Origin of the sequence: Polaribacter sp. Asnod6-C07 (assembly GCF_045063625.1) — a bacterium.
GTDB classification, from domain to species: Bacteria; Bacteroidota; Bacteroidia; order Flavobacteriales; family Flavobacteriaceae; genus Polaribacter; species Polaribacter vadi_A.
On sequence record NZ_JBEFOF010000005.1, the window covers coordinates 3,402,081 to 3,420,596 of the forward strand.

Here is an 18,516-nt window from a genome sequence, read left to right on the forward strand (position 1 = left end):
TTTTAATAAGGCACCTGAAAATTTGCGAAGTAAAATTAAGGTTCTAAGGTATTTGATTCTATTACTTTTCATTAGGGGGGTATTTAAAGTTGATATAAATTTAGAAAAAACTTATTTTATATCAAAATAAAATCTCCTGTTTTTTTAAATAGTCATAGAAAATAACTTTTTCTTAACTTTTTGATTTATCAGTTTTTTATCAAAAGCCATGCAAATATTTCTTACAAATGGTCTTGCATTTAATGGTATTGTTATAGAATTATCATTTATGATTACGAGGTCATCTTCTATTAAAGGTTTTAATAAATCTAAATGATCATCAATATTTTCTATTTCTGTAGATGTTTTATCCCAAGAAGTGTAAAAGTTACACATTATATTTAAAATGTGTTTTCTTATAATTCTATCTTCTTTTGATAAAATATGCCCCCTAAAAACAGGAATTTCTCCAGCATTTACAATTTCTTGATAATCTTTTACCGTTTTTACATTTTGTGCAAATCCGTACCAAGAATCAGAAATTGCAGACATACCTAAACCAATCATTAATTGTGTTTTGTTTGATGTGTACCCCATAAAATTTCGATGTAAAGTTTTATTGATGGTGGCTTTATATAAACTGTCTGTTTTTAATGCAAAATGGTCCATACCAATTTCTTCGTAACCTAAATCTGTAAAAAGTTGTTTACCTATTTCATAAAGAGCTCTCTTTTCATCATCTTTTGGTAAATCATTTTCATTAAAACCTCTTTGGCCTACACCTTTTACCCAAGGCACGTGTGCATAACTGTAAAATGAAATTCTGTCTGGTTGTAATTCTTTGGTTTTATTTATAGTGTAAATTACATTTTCTTTTGTTTGATGTGGCAAGCCGAAAATTAAATCGTGACTTACAGAAGTGTAACCTATTTCTCTAGCCCAGCTTGTAACTTGAGCTACAGCCTGAAAAGATTGTATTCTGTGGATTGCTTTTTGTACTTTTTCATTATAATCTTGTACTCCAAAACTTACTCTTGTAAAACCACAATTGTATAAAGTTTTTAATTGTGCTTTAGTAGTATTACTTGGGTGCCCTTCAAAACTAAACTCTGCTTCTGAATGTTTTTCTGAGTTTGCGAATATTCCGTCTAACAAATATTCTAAGTTTTCTTTAGAAAAAAAAGTAGGAGTACCACCACCTAAATGTAGTTCTTTTATAATGGGAGTTTCATCTAACAAGTTGACATATAGTTGCCATTCTTTTAAAACCGATTTTATATAATCTTCTTCTACTTCGTGCCTTTTAGTAATGTGTTTATGACATGCACAAAACGTACATAAACTCTCGCAAAATGGTAAATGAATGTATAAACTAATCCCTTCTTTTTGATTACTTTCTACAAATGATTTTTTAAAACTCTCAATCCATTTTTGTTTTGTAAATGTATTTTCATCCCAAAAAGGTACTGTTGGATAACTAGTATATCTTGGCCCTGGAACATTATACTTTTGAACTAATGATTTCTTTTTCATAATATTTTTAGTTGATTTCTAATGCTATTTCTATCATTTCTTTAAAAGTATGTTCTCTTTCTTCTGCTGTAGTTTTTTTTTTTGTGACTAAGCTATCAGAAATTGTAAGAATAGATAACGCATTTACATTGTGTTTAGCAGCAATTGTATATAAGCCAGAAGTTTCCATTTCTACACATAAAATTCCGTATTCTGCCCATTTTTTATAACTCTCAAAATCATCAGCATAAAACTCATCAGAACTTAAAATACCACCAGCTTTAATAGGTATATTTTTATTATCTGCAATTTCAATGGCTTTCTTAAATAATTGAAAACTTGCAGTTGGTGCATAATCTGCACCATTAAAACGAATTGTATTTAATCCTGAATTTGTAGAAGCAGACATTGCAATAACAATATCTCTAATTTTAATTTCTTTTTGATAAGAACCTGCAGAACCCACTCTAATTAAATTTTTTACACCAAAATTATTAATTAATTCATGTGTATAAATTAAAGTTGATGGGATGCCCATTCCTGTACCTTGCACAGAAATTTTCTTCCCTTTGTAAGTACCTGTAAATCCTAACATTCCACGAACTTCATTGTATAAAACAACATCTTCTAAAAACGTGTCTGCAATCCATTTTGCTCTTAAAGGATCTCCAGGTAATAAAACTGTTTCTGCTATTTGACCTTTTTTTGCATTTATATGTACACTCATAATTAGTAGTCATTTTTTTCTGATATTCCTTGTGTAACCAATAAAACCCCAGATGAAGTTCCTAAACGAGTTGCCCCAAGAGCAATGTATTTTTTGGCTATTTCTATATTTTTAATTCCCCCAGAAGCTTTAATTTGTACTTTATCTTTTACAATACTCTTCATTAATTCTACATGTGCTAATGTTGCTCCATTTGTACCTAAACCAGTAGAAGTTTTTACAAAATCTGCACCAGCATTTACAGCTAATTCACAAGATTTTTCTATTTGTTTATTGGTTAAATAACAAGTTTCTAGAATTACTTTTAATACTTTGTTACCAATGGCTTTTTTTATTTTCTGAATTTCATTTTCAATATATTCAAATTCATTGTCTAATAATTTACCTACATTTAAAACCATATCTATTTCTGATGCACCATTTTCAATACAATTTTCGGCTTCAAAAACTTTTGCTTTTGTAGTCATTGCACCTAAAGGAAAACCAATTACAGCTGCAATTTTTACATCTGTATTTTTTAAGTTTTGTTTTACTAAATCTACATAACAACCATTAACACAAACAGCATAAAAATTGTACTGTTTTGCTTCATCACAAATTTTAATAATATCTTTTATTGTTGCTGTAGATTTTAATAAAGTGTGATCTATATATTTATTTATTTGCATAACTTTTATTTAATTTTTTACCTACTAAATTAGTAGAAATGGTTGTGAAAATTACAATACTAATAGAACTTAAAGGCATTAAAATTGCTGCAATTACAGGCATTAACTGACCAGTAATTGCAAAATACAAGCCTACAATATTGTAACAGAGTGAAAGTACAAAACAATATTTTATTATAGTTATCGCTTTTTTAGATGCTTTAAAAAATTGTTCTAATTTATGAAATTGTGAAGCATCTAAAATAGCATCGCAAGCAGGTGAAAAAACGTTTATATTTTCTGATAAAGCAATACCAACGTTACTTTGAGCAAGTGCACCAGCATCATTTAAACCATCACCAATCATGGCTACTTTTTTTAATGTTTTTTGCTGGTTTTCTACAACCTTTAACTTATCGTCTGGTTTTTGATTGAATAATAATGTGGTTTCTTTTGGTAAAAATTCTTTTAAATAAGTTCTTTCTCCTTCATTATCACCAGAAACTACTGCTAAATTATAATTACTTTCAAATGAATTAAAAATTTCTTTTACACCATTTCTATAAGAATTTTTAAACGTAAATTTTCCTTTATAAGTATCATTAAAATTGATGTGTACAGAAGTATCAAAAGAAGAACTATTTACATTATTATTTACAAAAGAAGCTGAACCTAATTTTAGTTTGTCATGTTGATATTCACTTTGTATTCCTTTACCTAAAAACTCATTATAATCTTCTAATTCTAAAACTTCTATATCTTTAAATGAATTGTATAAAGTTCTACTTAATGGGTGATTAGAAGCTCTTAAACTACTTTTTAAAATCCTTTTTTCTTGCTGATTTAAAGGTGTTCCATCATAAGTAATTGTACTCTCTTTGTTTGTTGTTAAGGTACCAGTTTTATCAAAAATTATTGAATTTATACTTGCTAATTGTTCAATTACTGTTGCGTTTTTTAAATAGAATTTTTGCTTACCAAAAATGCGTAATAAATTTCCTAAAGTAAAAGGAGCTGCTAATGCTATTGCACAAGGACAAGCAATAATTAATACAGCTGTAAAAACGTTTAAAGCTTTGGTAGCATCAAAAAACAACCAAAATACAGTTGCTAAAAATGCTATGGATAAAACTATAATCGTAAAATTTTTACTTATTTTATCTGTTAAGGTTTTAAATGAAGATGTTTTATCATTTTTAAAAACATCATTACTCCATAATTGCGTTAAATAGCTTTGTGAAACAGAAGACAAAACTTCCATTTCTAAAACACCAGATAATTGTTTACCACCAGCAAATAACTTATCGCCAGATTTTTTTGTTACTGGTTCTGCTTCTCCTGTAACAAAACTGTAATCTATTTGTGCATTTCCGTTGATTAAAATTCCGTCTACAGGTATTAATTCTTGATTTCTAATTAAAAGTCGATCTCCTTTTTTAACATCATAAATCTGAACATTTTCTTCTTTTTTATCTGATAAAATTCTTGTGACAGCTATTGGAAAATACGATTTATAATCGCGTTCAAAAGACAAGAAATTATACGTTTTTTGCTGAAAAAATTTACCCAATAATAAAAAGAAAACCAAACCAGTTAAACTATCAAAAAAACCAGTTCCTAAATCGAAAATAATTTCGATTGAACTTCTTATAAAAAGTACAGAAATACCAAGTGCAATAGGAACATCAATATTTAAAATTTTAGAATGTAAACCTTTAAAAGCAGAAATAAAATAATCGTTTGCAGCGTAAAAAACTACAGGTAAAGAAAAGACAAACATTAACCATCTAAAGATATTTTTATACTTTTCTAACCAAAACCCATCCACTTCAAAATATTCTGGAAAAGACAGAAACATTACGTTACCAAAGGCAAAACCTGCAATACCTAATTTGTATATTAAACTTCTATCAACCTTTTTTTTACCTGTTTCGTAATCTTCTAAACTTATATAAGGTTCGTAACCAATTGAGCTTAACAAAATTACTATTTCTTTAAGTGATGTTAAGTTACTATTGTAAGAAACACGAACTGTTTTTTTTGGAAAATCTACTTGAGAAGTAGATATTTTAGGATTTAATTTGTTTAAATTTTCTAAAACCCAAATACAAGAACTACAATGTATATGAGGTATGTATAAGGTTATAATTTGGGTATTATCATCATTAAATTCCAACAATTTTTCTATGATATCTTTATTGTCTAAAAAATCATATTTTCCTTGAATTTCAGTAGGAATTGCACCAGGGTTTTCTTGAAAATCGTAATAACAAGTTAAGTCATTCTCAGAAAAAATTTCATAAACAGTTTTACAACCATTACAACAGAAGTTTTTATCGTCTAATTTTATTGTATTTTCATTACAAGAATCTCCACAATGATAACATAGTGTAGTATTCATATTTACTCTTTTTGCCTGCCACAAATTTCTGATAAGTATTATAGATAAAATATGATATTTATCAGCTTTTTTTTATCTTGCAACAGGTTCTAAATTATTATATAATGAGCAAATGTGAACAATGTATTGTACGTCAGTTTAATTCTTTAAAACATCTTTCTAAAGATGAATTAGTCAGAATGTCTGCTTGTAAAACTTCTAAAATTATAAAAAAAGGTGAACCTTTATTTGTTGAAGGTGAACATATAAATGGTGTTTTTTGTATTAAAGATGGTATTTGTAAGGTTTCTAAAATGAGTGAAAATGGTAAAAATCAAATTGTAAACTTGGTTCATCGTGGAGATTTAATTGGAGAAAGAAGTTTAATTTCTGATGAAGTATCTAACCTAAATGCTGTTGCTTTAAACGATTTAGAAATTTGTTTTATACCCAAAACTGAAATTATTAAAGATTTAGAAAAGAATCCTAATTTTACTATGGATGTTTTAAAAACTATGGCAAATTCTTTAAAAAATGCGGATAATCTGATTGTTGATATGGCTCAAAAAACGGTTAAACAACGTTTAGCAGAAGCTTTACTAAATTTAGAAGAAAAATTCGGAACGACCAATGAAGGTGCTTTAGATATTCAACTTTCTAGAGAAGATATCGCAAACATAATTGGTACAGCTACTGAATCTGCAATTCGTTTATTATCAAACTTAAAAAAGAAAGAAATTATAGTTTTTAAAGGTAAAGACATTAAAATTATAAACCATAATGAGCTCGAAAAAATTTCTCATGGTTTTTAATTATTACTCTTTTATTTAAAAGGAATACCCAATTGCAAAGTTAAAAACGGGTTCGTCTACTCTAAAATCTAAACGCTCACCTTCTGGTAAAGAAGGATCGTGAAAAGGTGCTGCTAAATCAAAACGAATTACAAAACCTTGCACATCTATTCTTAACCCAAAACCTGCACCCATACCTAATTCATTTATAAAATTAGAGCTAAATTTATCTGTACCATTAAATGTTGGGTTTTCTACTGAATTCCAAACATTACCAGCATCAACAAAAAATGCACCTTTAAAAAAAGAATAAATAGGAAAACGATATTCTATATTTGCTTCCAAACGAATATTACCAGATCTATCAAAAAATGTTGTGCTATTTTCACTATCTGTGCCAGAGTAAGTTCCTGGTCCTAAAGAACGCGTATTAAAAGCTCTAACACTATAAGGACCTCCAGAAAAATATTGTTTTACAAAAGGGATTACATCAGAATTACCATAAGCTAAACCATAACCTGCAAAAATTCTTGCAGCCAAAGTTTGTTCTTTATTATTCCCAAAATTAAAATGATATTTTAAATCTACATCTGCTTTTGCATATTGTGCATATTCTAAACCTAAAAACTCTTTTGGTTCTCCTTCTGTTTTTTCTTTTGCAAATAAGCTTATCGAATTCCCTGCAACATCTAAATTAGTATTCATATAAAATTGATGCGTTTTATTTGCTGACAACATTTCGTTATACGTAAATGAAAATGTTAAACCAGAAATAAATTGCTGTTCAAAACTTTGCGATAAAAATGGATTATCTTCTAAAATTTGTTCAAACTCTTGTGTAGAATTAGAAAGTCTTGTATAATTTACAGAAATAGGGTTAAACTCATAAGTAATGTATTTATTGGCATTCCACACATAACCAAAAAGTGCAGTACCAGAAAGCAATGTATACAGCTCACTTCGATCTAAATATGTTGCACTTAAACTGGTTTTTGTTTTTGGGATTGAATATTCAAAAAAATCTTCCTTAATAGAAAAAGGCGCAATTACTCTTGGAAAAATTAATTCTGATTTTAACTCTAGTTCTAAACTACTTAACCCAGAATTATCGCCAGATGAAACTTGTGTTTCATAACCAACACTAGAACTAAGGTTTAATGTTTCTCCACCACCAAAAAGGTTTCTATTACTAAAAACCAAACCTAAAGTTGGCCCTGCAAAATTATTAGATTTTGTAACTGCTTGTAATTCTGCACGAATTGCACGCTTTGTTAATGGTGATAAAAATATATTGGCTTCTAAAGCACCTTCATTATCATTAGCTATAGTATCTATTTCTTTATATTGAATGTTTACATATTTATAAGCACCAATTGTAGACAAACGTCTTGCTGTGTTTTTAGATGTATTTGGGTTGTAATATTCGCCTTCTTTTAAGGTGATAAAATCATCTAAATATTTAGGTTTAAAGAAAACCTCATTCTGATAATAATTTTTATTTTCGAATCTATTTGGCTCATTAGTAGTAGAATCTCTTAAATTATAATTAGGATAAACGTTGATTGTTTTAACCTTATAAGGAATTATTGCTTTTTCTGGCACATCTTTTTTCAACTTTAAAAAAAGGTCGAATTTTTTATTTTTATATTGATTGGTATCTGCTTCGAAAATTAAAAAATTACTATTAAAATTATAATACCCTTTATCTTTCAATTCGCTATCTAATCTTTGTCTTTCTAATTTTAAATTACCTAAATCGAAACGCATATCTTTTTCGAAAGGCGATGTTGAACTTAGCTTTTTTATTTCTTTATAAATTGGTTTTATAAAACTATCTACTTTATAATTAGCCATTGTATATGGCTCTTTCACTTTTAGTTGATATTCTATTGAAGCTCTTTTTTCTGATTCTGTAAAAGAAGATGCAGCAGAACTATAAAAGAAACCATTGTTTTCTAATTTGTTTAGTAAAATTTCTTCTACTTCTAAATTCTCTACATCAGACTGATAAACAGGGGCTTCACCAAATTGTTTAAATAGCCATCTATTTATAAAATTCGTTTTTTCTTTCTGATTTTTATAATAGTAATACAAACCTAAATGCATCCCTAAAAACTTAGAATTTGGTTCTGGCCTTAAAACCTGAGTTAAGTTTTCTTTTAGTTTACTTGGTTGTTTTATAGCAGAATCTGCATCCATTTTAATGGTAGCACCTGTATATAATCTTTTACCTTCTGGTATAAATTTATTTATACTACAAGAGTATAACATAAAAGTTACCACTAAAACTAAGACACTATTTTTCAACAAATTTTTCAATGATTAATTTTTTTTCTTTTCTAAACTATTATTTGTTTTTTCTTCTTTGTCACTTATTTTTTCTTCTGCTAAAGCTTTTTCTTTTTCAACCTTATCATTTTCAGCTTTAAAAATGGCGCTCCAAAGTGCTCTAAATTCGTTAAATTCTTGTGTAAAAATTAACGCAATTCCGTTTACAATGGTTTGCCCGTCAATTACGTTTTCGTATTCACTTTTTCTAAAACCTTTTAATCTAAATCTACCATCTTCAGATAATTTGTACTCTAAACTAACATTACCTATTAAAGGTGTTTCTTCATCTGTTTGGCTGCTACCTTGTATATCTACATCACTACCCACCCTAACAATTAAACGTTCGTTAAATAATTTTTTCTGAGCAGTAACTCCCAATTGTGTTCTGTCTGTAGTAGATGTACCTTGATAATCTGTGTAACTATTTAAATCGAAATTTAATTCTATACCAGAATTTCCTAAAATTTTATCAGAAAAAGCATTTAATTGCCCAGAAACAGCATCATTTAAATTATCTCTTGCAATTGTTGCAAAACCACCTGAACTACCATCACTTCCAGAATCTGGATAAAATCGATTTAAAACCAATAAAGAAAAAACTTGTTTATTTAATTCTTCTTCTTGTTCATTTACTTGTTGTACTCTACCATAAACTTGGCCACTTACAGCACCTTGTTCTTCTTCTGGCATATCTAAATTAAAAGATATTTCTGGCTGTAATAGATTACCATCAATATTTAAGTAGACATAAAAAGGTAAAACTTGTTTAAATTTATTTTGAACTGAAGAATCTTCATCAGAAATTTGAGATGCCATTAAAGCAGATGCAGTTGTTTCTATATTGTAAACAGCACTAACATCCAAATTTGCATCAAAAGGATCTCCTGACCAAGAAACTCGTCCTCCAGGAACTAAATCGAATCTTCTATTTACTAAACTATATAAATTTAACTCATAATGTCCATCAGCAATTTCGTAAGTTCCTGTTAAAGATATTTTACCATTTGGCACCATATTTAAAAGGAATTCTCCTTCTCCAGAAACATTAAAATTGTCTCCTGTTTCTTCATCAATAATAATAGTTATTGCAGCGTCTTTACTAATATTTAATTTTGTAAAAATATCAAACCCTGTAATTGTTGCAGATTTTTCTTCGGTTTGTGTAAGTATAGCATCTGGGTTTTCTCTATTTACAAAAACCACAACATCATCTCTATTTTCTACACTTGCATAAGTTGCAGGCAAAACATAAGTTACATCTGTATCTGAACCGACAGTTACATTTGCTGATAATTTTGGTATTTGTAAATCTCCTGTTAAATCTGCTTTTGCATTAAATGTTGCTAAACCATAAAATGAAGGATTATCTTTTTTATCAGCATTTAGAAATCTAAAGTTTTTCGCAGTTAATTTTAAATCAAACTTAGGGTTGATAAAACTTTCTGTTAAGATTTTACCAGATAATACTAATGCGTTTTTCTTAGCATCTAAAATGGTGAATTTAGATAAATACAAACCATCATTATCTAAAGTTAACTTCTCATTCTTTAAAGTGAACTTTGTATTTAATTTAGTGATGTTAAAATCTGCGTTATTAAAGTTTATATTTCCATTATATATAGGGCTAGAAGTTGTACCTGTTACTTTAAAATTACCATTAAAACTACCACTTGTTTCTTTAATTTCTCCTAAAGAAAGTGTGTTTAAGGCATTCATTTTAAATTCATTTAAATTGATGTTTAAATTTAAATTGGCATCATTATTTGCAACAACATAATCGCCTGTTAAGTCTAAATCAATATCACCTTCTTTTAAATTGGCTTTAAAATCGTATTTATTACCTCCTAAAGATTTTGCATCAATAGAAAATTTACCTAAATCTGTTTTTAATACTTTAAGTTTATCTACTTGTAAATCAGCAACAATACCTGTATCATTAAAAGGTTCTTCTAAAATAAAACTACCATTTAAAATTCCATTTGCAATTTGTTTATCAGGATTTAAGTAATTTAAAACCTCACTAATTTTAAAATTTTTATAATTAACTGCAATGTGCGTTTTGTCTATATTGGCTACTTTGTCTGTTATTTCTATAGATTGATTACCTTTATTTATTTTAAAATTATTAAAACTCAATAAGTTATTATCGCTTAAAATAAGGCTATTATCATTCGCAATATTCCAAATACTATTGTTTAAAACTAAATTTTCTGGATCTACCGAAAAAACCAACTTTTCACGACTTCCTGTAATTTTTGCGCCAACATTCATTAAGGTTTTTCCTTTATCATTACCAACAAATTTTAAATTGAGCTCATTATTTATTTGTTTACCTGTAATTATTGTTTTTGGAACTCTTAATGGGTTTGCGTTAATACCATTAAAACCTAATTCGAAATTAAAACTTTCTTTATCTGTATGCATTTTAAATGCCAAACTATCTAATTCACTTCCATTATAATTTATATGAGGCACAGAAATTTTAGCTTCTAGTTTTCTTTTTACTTCATTAAAATCTAAAGCAACATCAATGGTGTCTATATCTTTTAAATTTACTAAAAACACATCTTTAATTAAAGGAGTCTGAGAAATTTTGCTTCTAAATTTAATATTTACAGGGTTTAAAATTGTATCTGTAAGTACTACATCTCTATAAAAATAGCTAAATATATGTTTTTGTAAAGCAGTTGTAAATCTCTGAGGACCTGTATTAGATTCTAACTCTAAGTTTAACATCTTATTCTTAACAGAAACTGCTGTTGTATCTTTATTTGTAAAAGCATTTGCAGTAATTTTACCTAATAAATATGTTTTATTATCGTAAACAATAACTCCATTTTCAACCTCTAAATCAGTTTTATAATCAGTTGAATTACCATTAAAATTAGCATCTATATTCAAACTCGTTTTAATGTTTCTGTCCATTAATTTTAAGCCACCTAAATCTGCTCCAATAATATTTAAATTAATTTTTGCTTCCGTATTTACAGTGTCTAATTCTACTAATGCATTTAAATCGAAATTTAAATTATCATCCTTATATTTTGATGTTAGTTCTCCTACTCCATTTTTAAAATCTCCAGTTAAAGCAACATCTTTAATTTTATAATTGTTTAAAGTAAAATCGGTAACAGTTGCCTTTAAAGAAGCATCTAAATTATTTATATTTTCTCCACTACCTGATGCAATTATATTTAAACTTAAAGCTCCTAATTGATCATTTTTTAAAAGCTCATTTAGTTTATAATTTTCTATATTAATTTCTGTATTAAAACTTATAGTTTCTTTAGAGTTGTATTTTCCTTGTAGCGCAATTGCTCCTTGAGAGGAGTTTAATTTTAACTCTGTTGCAATATCATTTAAACCTCCATTTACATTACCAGCAATTGAAATATTATCTGGTAAATTAATACCAATATCATTTTCATTCACAAAATTTAAGAGATCAGTTTTTATTGTTTTAGCTTTAAATTTTGGTAAATTTAGTTGTAAATCATCAGTATCTGTGGCATTTAAAACTGTACCATCAACAATAATATTTGTAGTGTTTCCCCAATTAATTTGACTATTGTTAATATTTATTTTTGATAAATTTCCGTTTGCAAAAAACTTACCTGTAATCGTTTTTTTACTTAGCGCATTTATGTAAATATTATTTTTCAGGTCTGGTTGAAGATTTAAAAATGGATTTAAGTTTAACTTTATAATAGGTAAATTTAAATCAACTTTTACATTTTCTGGATTATCAATAAAACTTGATAATGAAGTGTAATTCAAGCTTAAATTACCAGCAACTTTATTTTTATCAAAATCAAAAAAGAAGTTATTTAAACTCATTTTTTTATCAGAAATATTCGCTTTAAATTTTAATTCATCTAAATTTAAACCCGAACTTTCTTTAAAATTGAAGCTCTCTACATTTAAACTTCCTTTTTTATTATCGTAATTAATGCTATTTGCTAATAAATTAAATTCTGAAACTGAAATTGCATTTTGATTAAAGACATTATTTTTAATCTCATCATTATTAACAGCATAAATAATATTATTGTTTTGTAAACTAATATCATTAATATTTACAAATAATTCTGGCCATTCAAACTCAGAATTGGAAGTAGAACTTGAATTTTGAGTATTATTTAGGTTGATGTTAATTTTAGAATTGTTTAATGCTAATGAATTAATATCAAAAATTGATTCTTTTAAATTGATTCTTAATACATCAGTCTCAAAATCTTTTAAATTTACTTTCGTAGTTAGTTCATTTACTTTGTCTTCATAAAAAAGACTTGTATTTTTTATATTAATTTGGTTGGCGAATAAATTAGGTAGCTCTACTTCTTCTTCAGTAGGATTAAGCAAAACTGGCATTTGAATATATTCAATTTTTGCATCAGAAAGGTTTATTACTTCAGTTTCAAAAATCATGTTTTCAACATCAATAGTTTCTATTGTAGTTTCTAAAGCATCAATTTTAAAGCTACTTTTTATTCCTAAAGGGATATCAGTATAAACAATATCAAAATTATTTAGGTTTAGGCTACCAACAACAATTTCTGGAGATGGGTTTATAGTATCTGTTTGTACAGTCTTTGATTTTGTTGCATTTGGAGTAACTAAGGCATCAATTAAAAATTGAAAATTATAACCATTAATTGTATCTTTTCTAATGATATTTGCCTTTAAACCATTCCATTCAACATCATCTACACCTAATTTTGTTCCTCTAATTAAGCCCCAAATTGGTAAATTGGCTTTTAAAGATTTAGAATATATTAAAGTGTCTCCTTTTTTATCTTCTAAATACAATCCATCTAAAGCTAAACTACCATTAAAAGTTATAAAAGCTTTATCAATTTCTACAACCGTATTTGTTTTGTTAGTTATATAATTTGTGGCTTTGTTTACAATTATACTTTGGCCCCAAGGACTTCTTATAAATAAAACTATTAGAAAAAGAAAGATGAAGAAACCAAGTAAAACTCTAAGAAATCTTCTTAAAAATCGATGTTTATGCTTTTTCTTATCTTTTATTGACACTCTTCTGGTTTTAATTAACAAAGATATTACAGAAGTATTTTTTAAATTATCTCATTTGATTTTTTTATTAACTTTTTCGACAACAATATTTTTCTAAAAAGTTTTAATACATTTGTTAAGAACTTAATATATAGCCCCAACATATGAAACAAATTATTATTTTTTTACTTTTAATAATAGTAGCAATTATTGGCTATGGAAAATACAGTCAATATAAAAGATATAATTCACCAGAAGTTAATTATGTAAGTGATAAAAAAATAGATGAAACTTACCATAATAAAGAGCTTTTATATAATTATTACGAAGCTATTGAAGACTTAAACAGCTATGTAATGCTACAATGGTCTGCAAATAATATTGATGTTAGAACACCTAAAGATGATGATGAAGAAACTAAATTTGCAGTAGATAATTTTGCTAAAAAATTAGCTAAAGTTAAATATTATGAGGCTATACTTGGTAATTCTTTACATCTTAAAGAAAATGGATTAACAAATGAAGAAATTAAATTTTTAGAAGAAAAAGGAATGGATTTAGAATCTTACACTAAAAAATTAAAGAATTCTAAAATTAAGAATCTGTATAACTCAAATTTAAAATTATATAATGGTTCTAAAAATGCTATAATTTACGAAGTACAAAAAGAATTAAAGAAAAAAGGACATAAAATTAAAATTGATGGTGTTTATAGAATTGAAACACTAAATGCAATCAAAAAATTTGAAGAAGAAAATAACCTTTTAGTTGATGGTTTATTAGACGAATTAACAGTTGAATTAATGTTTCAATAGAATTTAATTGGGTAATATTTGTTGAATTGTTAATTTTCTTTGGATTTTACCTGTTTCAGTTTCTATGAAATTGCTAACAAAATAAATTTCTTTGGGTTTTTCGAACTTTGAAAGTGAACAATTTTCGAAACTAATTTCTTGCTTAATTCCTTCAATTATTAGAATTAATTTTTCACCTAATTTATCATCAGTAATGCCAGTTACAAAAAAACGATTTGTAATTATTTTGGATAACTTTTCTTCAATTTTCTCTGGATGTAATTTTACACCACCAGAATTAATTACATTGTCAAAACGACCTAACCATTTAAAATGGTTATCAGAAATTAGTTGTACTACATCATTTGTAAAAATAATTTCTTCGGATACTTTTTTTGCATCTATTACCAAACAATTTCGTTCATCAATATAAATGGTTACGTTTGGTAAAGTTTCATAAAACAGGTTTTCTACTAAATTAGTGTTCTTATTCGAAAAATTATTTAGCTTTTTAACAGCAATATGTGTTATGGTTTCTGTCATTCCGTAAGTTGCGAAAACATTAGTGGTAACCGTTTGCAATTTGTCTTGTAAACAATTTGATACTACTCCACCACCAACAATTAATTGCTTTATCAAATTTAATTTAGAAATCGAATTTTCTACTTGTAAAGGCACCATTGCAGAAAAATCATATTTATTTTTTATGATTTCTAAAGGATTTGAATTTGATTCGATAACATCTAATTGCCAACCTAAAGTTAAGGCTCTAATCAGCATCATTTTACCAGCTATATAAACAATTGGTAAACATAAAAGTGCTTTTGTGTTTTGGGGTAAATTAAAATAATTACCTGTTGCTTTTGCAGAATTTATAATCAATTCTTTTTTAAGCTGAATTGATTTTGGAGTACCAGTAGAACCCGAAGTTTTTACAGTAATTGCTATTTCATTAGAAAACCAATTTTGTAAAAACAGATGAATATCAACAGAAATACTTTTAGAAAAGCTCAGAATTTCATCCACAGAAGAAAATGAAACTCCATTTAATTTAAAATTCTTATGAAATTTATTCTGCTCCAATTTCATCTAAAACTCTGTAATTTTCTTGTAAATTAATTGGTTTATCTATTTTACCTGTTAATTTTTCTTTCCAATCTTGCCATTTATAAACCTTAGTAAATATGAATATTAATATAGGGAAAATTACAAAAACAGGTACAAATACATCTGCACCTAAAACTGGTTCTGAAAGATCTATTAGTAAAGAATCTGTTTGAAAAACTGTATAATCTGCAGTTACTAATAATGCAGTAATTAAGTTATTAGCTGCGTGAAAACCTAGGGCTAACTCCAAACCTTCGTCCATTAATGTTATAATACCTAAGAAAAAACCTGTACCAATGTAATAAACTAAAATACCATAACCCAATTTAGCTACCTCTGGATTTGCAATGTGTAATAAGCCAAAAACTAAAGAAGTAGAAATTAATGGAAACCATCTATTTTTAGTAACCATACCCAAACCCTGCATTAAATATCCTCTAAAAAAATACTCTTCGAAACTGGTTTGTAAAGGAATTAAAATCACTGCAATTAAAACAAGATTTAAAAATTTATCTAAATCAAAATTCCATTGATAATTTTCTGGAGACATTTTAAAATCTATTACTACAAAAAAAGTAGTTATACTCGCCCATAAAAAGAAAGCAAAAAACACTCTTTTCCAATCTATTTTTTTTCTTGAAGTTGTTAAAGAAGTTATTGTTTGTTTATGTATAAATTTTACCCAAATTAAAAGAGCTAACAAACCTACAGCAAATTGTGCTAGGCTTTCTATCAAAAATCTATTTGCACCTTTTTTAGCAATTTCTACTTTCATTATTTTTTCTACATCTAAATCTAAAAGCCAAATTGCTAAAAAATTTAATGCCATTAATCCAAAAAATAAAATAGGAATAATTAAGTATTTCCACATTCCTAATTTTCCTGTATATCCTTGTTGTATGTAGTTCATTTTTGTTTTTAAGTTTCTGAATTTGTGCTAAAACCACACAAAATTATAAGTATTTTTTTAAACTAAATTAAAATTCCAATGTAAAGCTGGGTTGTATTGTAATGTTCCGTTTTTAACTTCTAGTGGACTATTAAAATTATTGGTAAATAAACCACCTGTACCCAAACCTTGAGGCAAATTATTTTGCAATGTATACGTAAACTGTGCAATTGCATTTAAGCCAATATTACTTTCTAAAGCAGAAGTAATCCACCAACCAGATTTATTTTCTTCTGCTAATTTAATCCATTCTTTGCTACCTGCAAAACCACCTATTAAACTTGGTTTTAGAATAATATATTGAGGATTAATTTCATTAATTATCTTCTTTTTTTCTTCGGATGAAAATACACCTATTAACTCTTCATCTAAAGCAATAGGCAAAGGTGATTTTTGGCAAAGTGTTGCCATTTCTAAAAGCTGACCTTGTTTTATAGGTTGCTCTATAGAATGGATTTCTAATTCTGATAATCTTTTTAATTTCTCCAGGGCATTTGCTGGATTAAAAGCACCATTTGCATCAACTCTTAACTCAATTTCATCCGCAGAAAACTCTTTTCTAATTGATTTTAATAATTCGATTTCAGCATCAAAATCAATAGCACCAATTTTCATTTTAATGCAAGAAAAACCTGACTTTAATTTCTCTTTAATTTGGTTTTTCATGAATGCCTTTTCCCCCATCCAAATTAAACCATTTATAGAAATTGCTTTGTTTCCTTTGGTAAATTCTGATGGAAAAAGTTCAAATTTATCATCACTTTTTAAAGATAAAAAAGCTTGTTCTAAACCAAATTGAATTGATGGAAAATGTGATAATTCTGCCAATAAAAAATCTAAATCTTTATTGATATTTGCACAAACCCAACTTAATTTTTCTTCGTAATTTGGTACATCATCTATACTTAAACCTCTAAAAAGACCAGTTTCTCCAATTCCGATTTTATTACCTTTCTTTAAAATGATAAACCAAGTTTCTTTTGTTCTTAAAATTCCACGAGAAGTACCACTTGGGTTTTTGAAATTAAGAATATATTTTTTGTAGGTAGCTTTTATCAAAATAAAATTATTGTTTTTCTACAAAACTTTTAAAATTATTTAAATAATCTTGGTCTTGTCTTTTAAAAGTGCCTTTAAAATATGGAAACAAACAAGACATTATATAAGAATCACTTCTGCAAGAAGAGTTTAAAGTAACTGTTGTTAATTCATTTTCTGTTGTAAAAATGTAATCGTCTGTTTTTAGCATATTTTCGGCATCAAAAAATAATGTTACTTTTTCATTTGGTATGTAAGCCATCACTTTTTCTGTCATGGTAATTTCTTGACCTTGATTTACAACTACTATTTTATAGGTATTACCTGTTCTGCCTAAAGTTTCATTAATTACCTCAAAAGATTTTATTTCTGGAATCCATTCTTTTAAATTCTCTTGATTATTAAACGTAGTAAAAACTTCTTCTAATGGTTTATTTACAGAAACTTGTGTGGTATAATTGGTTTCTTTTACAAATAAGCCTGTTGCAAAAAATACAATTGTAAGGGCAGTTATAATCCCTAAAATAATTTTTATAATTTTCATTTAAATGTTTTTATCTTCTCCTATTTCTAAAATAATTAATTCTTTTTCTTTTGATAAAAATTTTTCTATTGCTTTATTTACATCAATCTCAATTGGCGGAAATGTGTTAAAATGACAACCAATTACTGTATTACACTCAACTAAATTACTTGCTAAAATTGCATCTTCTACACCCATTGTAAAAGTATCTCCAATTGGCAAAATTGCGGCATCTAACGTAAATGACATTGGTATTAATTTCATATCCATAGTTAAAGCTGTGTCACCAGCAATATAAATATTTTTCTCTTTAGATGATAATACAAAACCTCCTGGTTCACCACCATAAGTACCATCTGCAAAAGAAGAAGTATGAATTGCATTTACATATTTTGCCGAAAATTGATCTGCTTTAAAAGTACCTCCATGATTTAATGCAAATACATTTAAATCTTTAGCACCATAATACAGGGCAATTTCATAATTAGATACAATTACAGCTTTTGTTCTTTCTGCAATTGCCTCTACATCTAAAACATGGTCTTGATGAGCATGGGTTAACAAAATATAATCTGCTTTTAAAGTAGCTATATCAATATGAGAAGCTAAAGAATTACCAGTAATAAAAGGATCTACAATAATAGAAATATCTTCTATTTGAATAGAAAAACAAGAATGACCTAAAAACTGAATATTCATAATACTTAATTTTATCTGTT

The 18,516-nt window shown here is 27.2% G+C and carries 13 protein-coding genes; 2 read left to right on the forward strand and 11 right to left on the reverse strand.

The window, feature by feature from the left end:
* Window positions 1-144: 144 nt before the first annotated feature.
* Genes hemN through ACJJVK_RS14840 form a run of 4 tightly spaced genes read right to left on the reverse strand, consistent with a single transcriptional unit; the run spans window position 145 to window position 5,266 of the window.
* Window positions 145-1,512: an oxygen-independent coproporphyrinogen III oxidase gene (gene hemN / locus ACJJVK_RS14825; protein ID WP_405567351.1), complete on the reverse strand. Its 1,368-nt coding sequence runs from the start codon at window positions 1,510-1,512 to the stop codon at window positions 145-147.
* A gap of 7 nt (window positions 1,513-1,519) precedes the next feature.
* Window positions 1,520-2,218: a purine-nucleoside phosphorylase gene (deoD, locus tag ACJJVK_RS14830; protein WP_405567354.1), complete on the reverse strand. Its 699-nt coding sequence runs from the start codon at window positions 2,216-2,218 to the stop codon at window positions 1,520-1,522.
* Window positions 2,219-2,220: 2 nt separating this feature from the next.
* Window positions 2,221-2,886, reverse strand: coding sequence for a deoxyribose-phosphate aldolase (deoC, locus tag ACJJVK_RS14835; protein WP_405567357.1), 666 nt, complete (start codon window positions 2,884-2,886; stop codon window positions 2,221-2,223).
* Entirely contained in the window at window positions 2,873-5,266 is a 2,394-nt protein-coding gene (locus ACJJVK_RS14840) for a heavy metal translocating P-type ATPase (RefSeq protein ID WP_405567360.1), read from the reverse strand. Before ACJJVK_RS14840 ends, deoC begins: the two co-directional genes overlap by 14 nt.
* A 104-nt stretch (window positions 5,267-5,370) precedes the next feature.
* Here ACJJVK_RS14840 and ACJJVK_RS14845 point away from each other — a divergent pair, with 104 nt between their 5' ends.
* Window positions 5,371-6,057, forward strand: coding sequence for a Crp/Fnr family transcriptional regulator (locus ACJJVK_RS14845; protein WP_405567362.1), 687 nt, complete (start codon window positions 5,371-5,373; stop codon window positions 6,055-6,057).
* A gap of 15 nt (window positions 6,058-6,072) precedes the next feature.
* Here the strand turns inward: ACJJVK_RS14845 and ACJJVK_RS14850 are convergent, their stop codons facing one another.
* Window positions 6,073-8,307, reverse strand: coding sequence for a BamA/TamA family outer membrane protein (locus ACJJVK_RS14850; RefSeq protein ID WP_405568387.1), 2,235 nt, complete (start codon window positions 8,305-8,307; stop codon window positions 6,073-6,075).
* 51 nt (window positions 8,308-8,358) lie between these two features.
* Window positions 8,359-13,407, reverse strand: coding sequence for a translocation/assembly module TamB domain-containing protein (locus ACJJVK_RS14855; protein WP_405567369.1), 5,049 nt, complete (start codon window positions 13,405-13,407; stop codon window positions 8,359-8,361).
* Window positions 13,408-13,550: 143 nt separating this feature from the next.
* Between ACJJVK_RS14855 and ACJJVK_RS14860 the strand changes: the two genes are divergently transcribed.
* Entirely contained in the window at window positions 13,551-14,201 is a 651-nt protein-coding gene (locus ACJJVK_RS14860) for a peptidoglycan-binding protein (RefSeq protein ID WP_405567392.1), read from the forward strand.
* A gap of 3 nt (window positions 14,202-14,204) precedes the next feature.
* Here the strand turns inward: ACJJVK_RS14860 and ACJJVK_RS14865 are convergent, their stop codons facing one another.
* From ACJJVK_RS14865 to ACJJVK_RS14885, 5 genes are read right to left on the reverse strand one after another with little or no spacing between them, the layout of a single operon-like run.
* Window positions 14,205-15,269: an AMP-binding protein gene (locus ACJJVK_RS14865; protein ID WP_405567394.1), complete on the reverse strand. Its 1,065-nt coding sequence runs from the start codon at window positions 15,267-15,269 to the stop codon at window positions 14,205-14,207.
* Window positions 15,250-16,197 carry a CPBP family intramembrane glutamic endopeptidase gene (locus ACJJVK_RS14870; protein WP_405567395.1) on the reverse strand — a complete coding sequence of 316 codons (948 nt, stop codon included), beginning with the start codon at window positions 16,195-16,197 and terminating at the stop codon, window positions 15,250-15,252. The genes ACJJVK_RS14865 and ACJJVK_RS14870 overlap by 20 nt, the downstream gene beginning before the upstream one ends.
* Before the next feature lie 57 nt (window positions 16,198-16,254).
* On the reverse strand, window positions 16,255-17,295 hold the full coding sequence (locus tag ACJJVK_RS14875) for an o-succinylbenzoate synthase (RefSeq protein ID WP_405567397.1): 1,041 nt from the start codon (window positions 17,293-17,295) through the stop codon (window positions 16,255-16,257).
* 7 nt (window positions 17,296-17,302) lie between these two features.
* Complete coding sequence (locus tag ACJJVK_RS14880; protein ID WP_215996051.1) at window positions 17,303-17,818, reverse strand: SRPBCC family protein; 516 nt, start codon at window positions 17,816-17,818, stop codon at window positions 17,303-17,305.
* Complete coding sequence (locus ACJJVK_RS14885) at window positions 17,819-18,496, reverse strand: metal-dependent hydrolase (protein ID WP_405567400.1); 678 nt, start codon at window positions 18,494-18,496, stop codon at window positions 17,819-17,821.
* Between the last annotated feature and the right edge of the window lie 20 nt (window positions 18,497-18,516).

Bases quoted from the DNA above. Each gene is read 5' to 3' on its own strand.
- ACJJVK_RS14865 (WP_405567394.1), bottom strand. From the start codon at position 15,269: ATGAAATTGGAGCAGAATAAATTTCATAAGAATTTTAAATTAAATGGA.
- ACJJVK_RS14860 (WP_405567392.1), top strand. From the start codon at position 13,551: ATGAAACAAATTATTATTTTTTTACTTTTAATAATAGTAGCAATTATT.
- ACJJVK_RS14885 (WP_405567400.1), bottom strand. From the start codon at position 18,496: ATGAATATTCAGTTTTTAGGTCATTCTTGTTTTTCTATTCAAATAGAA.
- hemN (WP_405567351.1), bottom strand. From the start codon at position 1,512: ATGAAAAAGAAATCATTAGTTCAAAAGTATAATGTTCCAGGGCCAAGA.
- deoD (WP_405567354.1), bottom strand. From the start codon at position 2,218: ATGAGTGTACATATAAATGCAAAAAAAGGTCAAATAGCAGAAACAGTT.
- ACJJVK_RS14840 (WP_405567360.1), bottom strand. From the start codon at position 5,266: ATGAATACTACACTATGTTATCATTGTGGAGATTCTTGTAATGAAAAT.
- ACJJVK_RS14880 (WP_215996051.1), bottom strand. From the start codon at position 17,818: ATGAAAATTATAAAAATTATTTTAGGGATTATAACTGCCCTTACAATT.
- ACJJVK_RS14845 (WP_405567362.1), top strand. From the start codon at position 5,371: ATGAGCAAATGTGAACAATGTATTGTACGTCAGTTTAATTCTTTAAAA.
- ACJJVK_RS14850 (WP_405568387.1), bottom strand. From the start codon at position 8,307: ATGTTATACTCTTGTAGTATAAATAAATTTATACCAGAAGGTAAAAGA.
- ACJJVK_RS14870 (WP_405567395.1), bottom strand. From the start codon at position 16,197: ATGAACTACATACAACAAGGATATACAGGAAAATTAGGAATGTGGAAA.
- deoC (WP_405567357.1), bottom strand. From the start codon at position 2,886: ATGCAAATAAATAAATATATAGATCACACTTTATTAAAATCTACAGCA.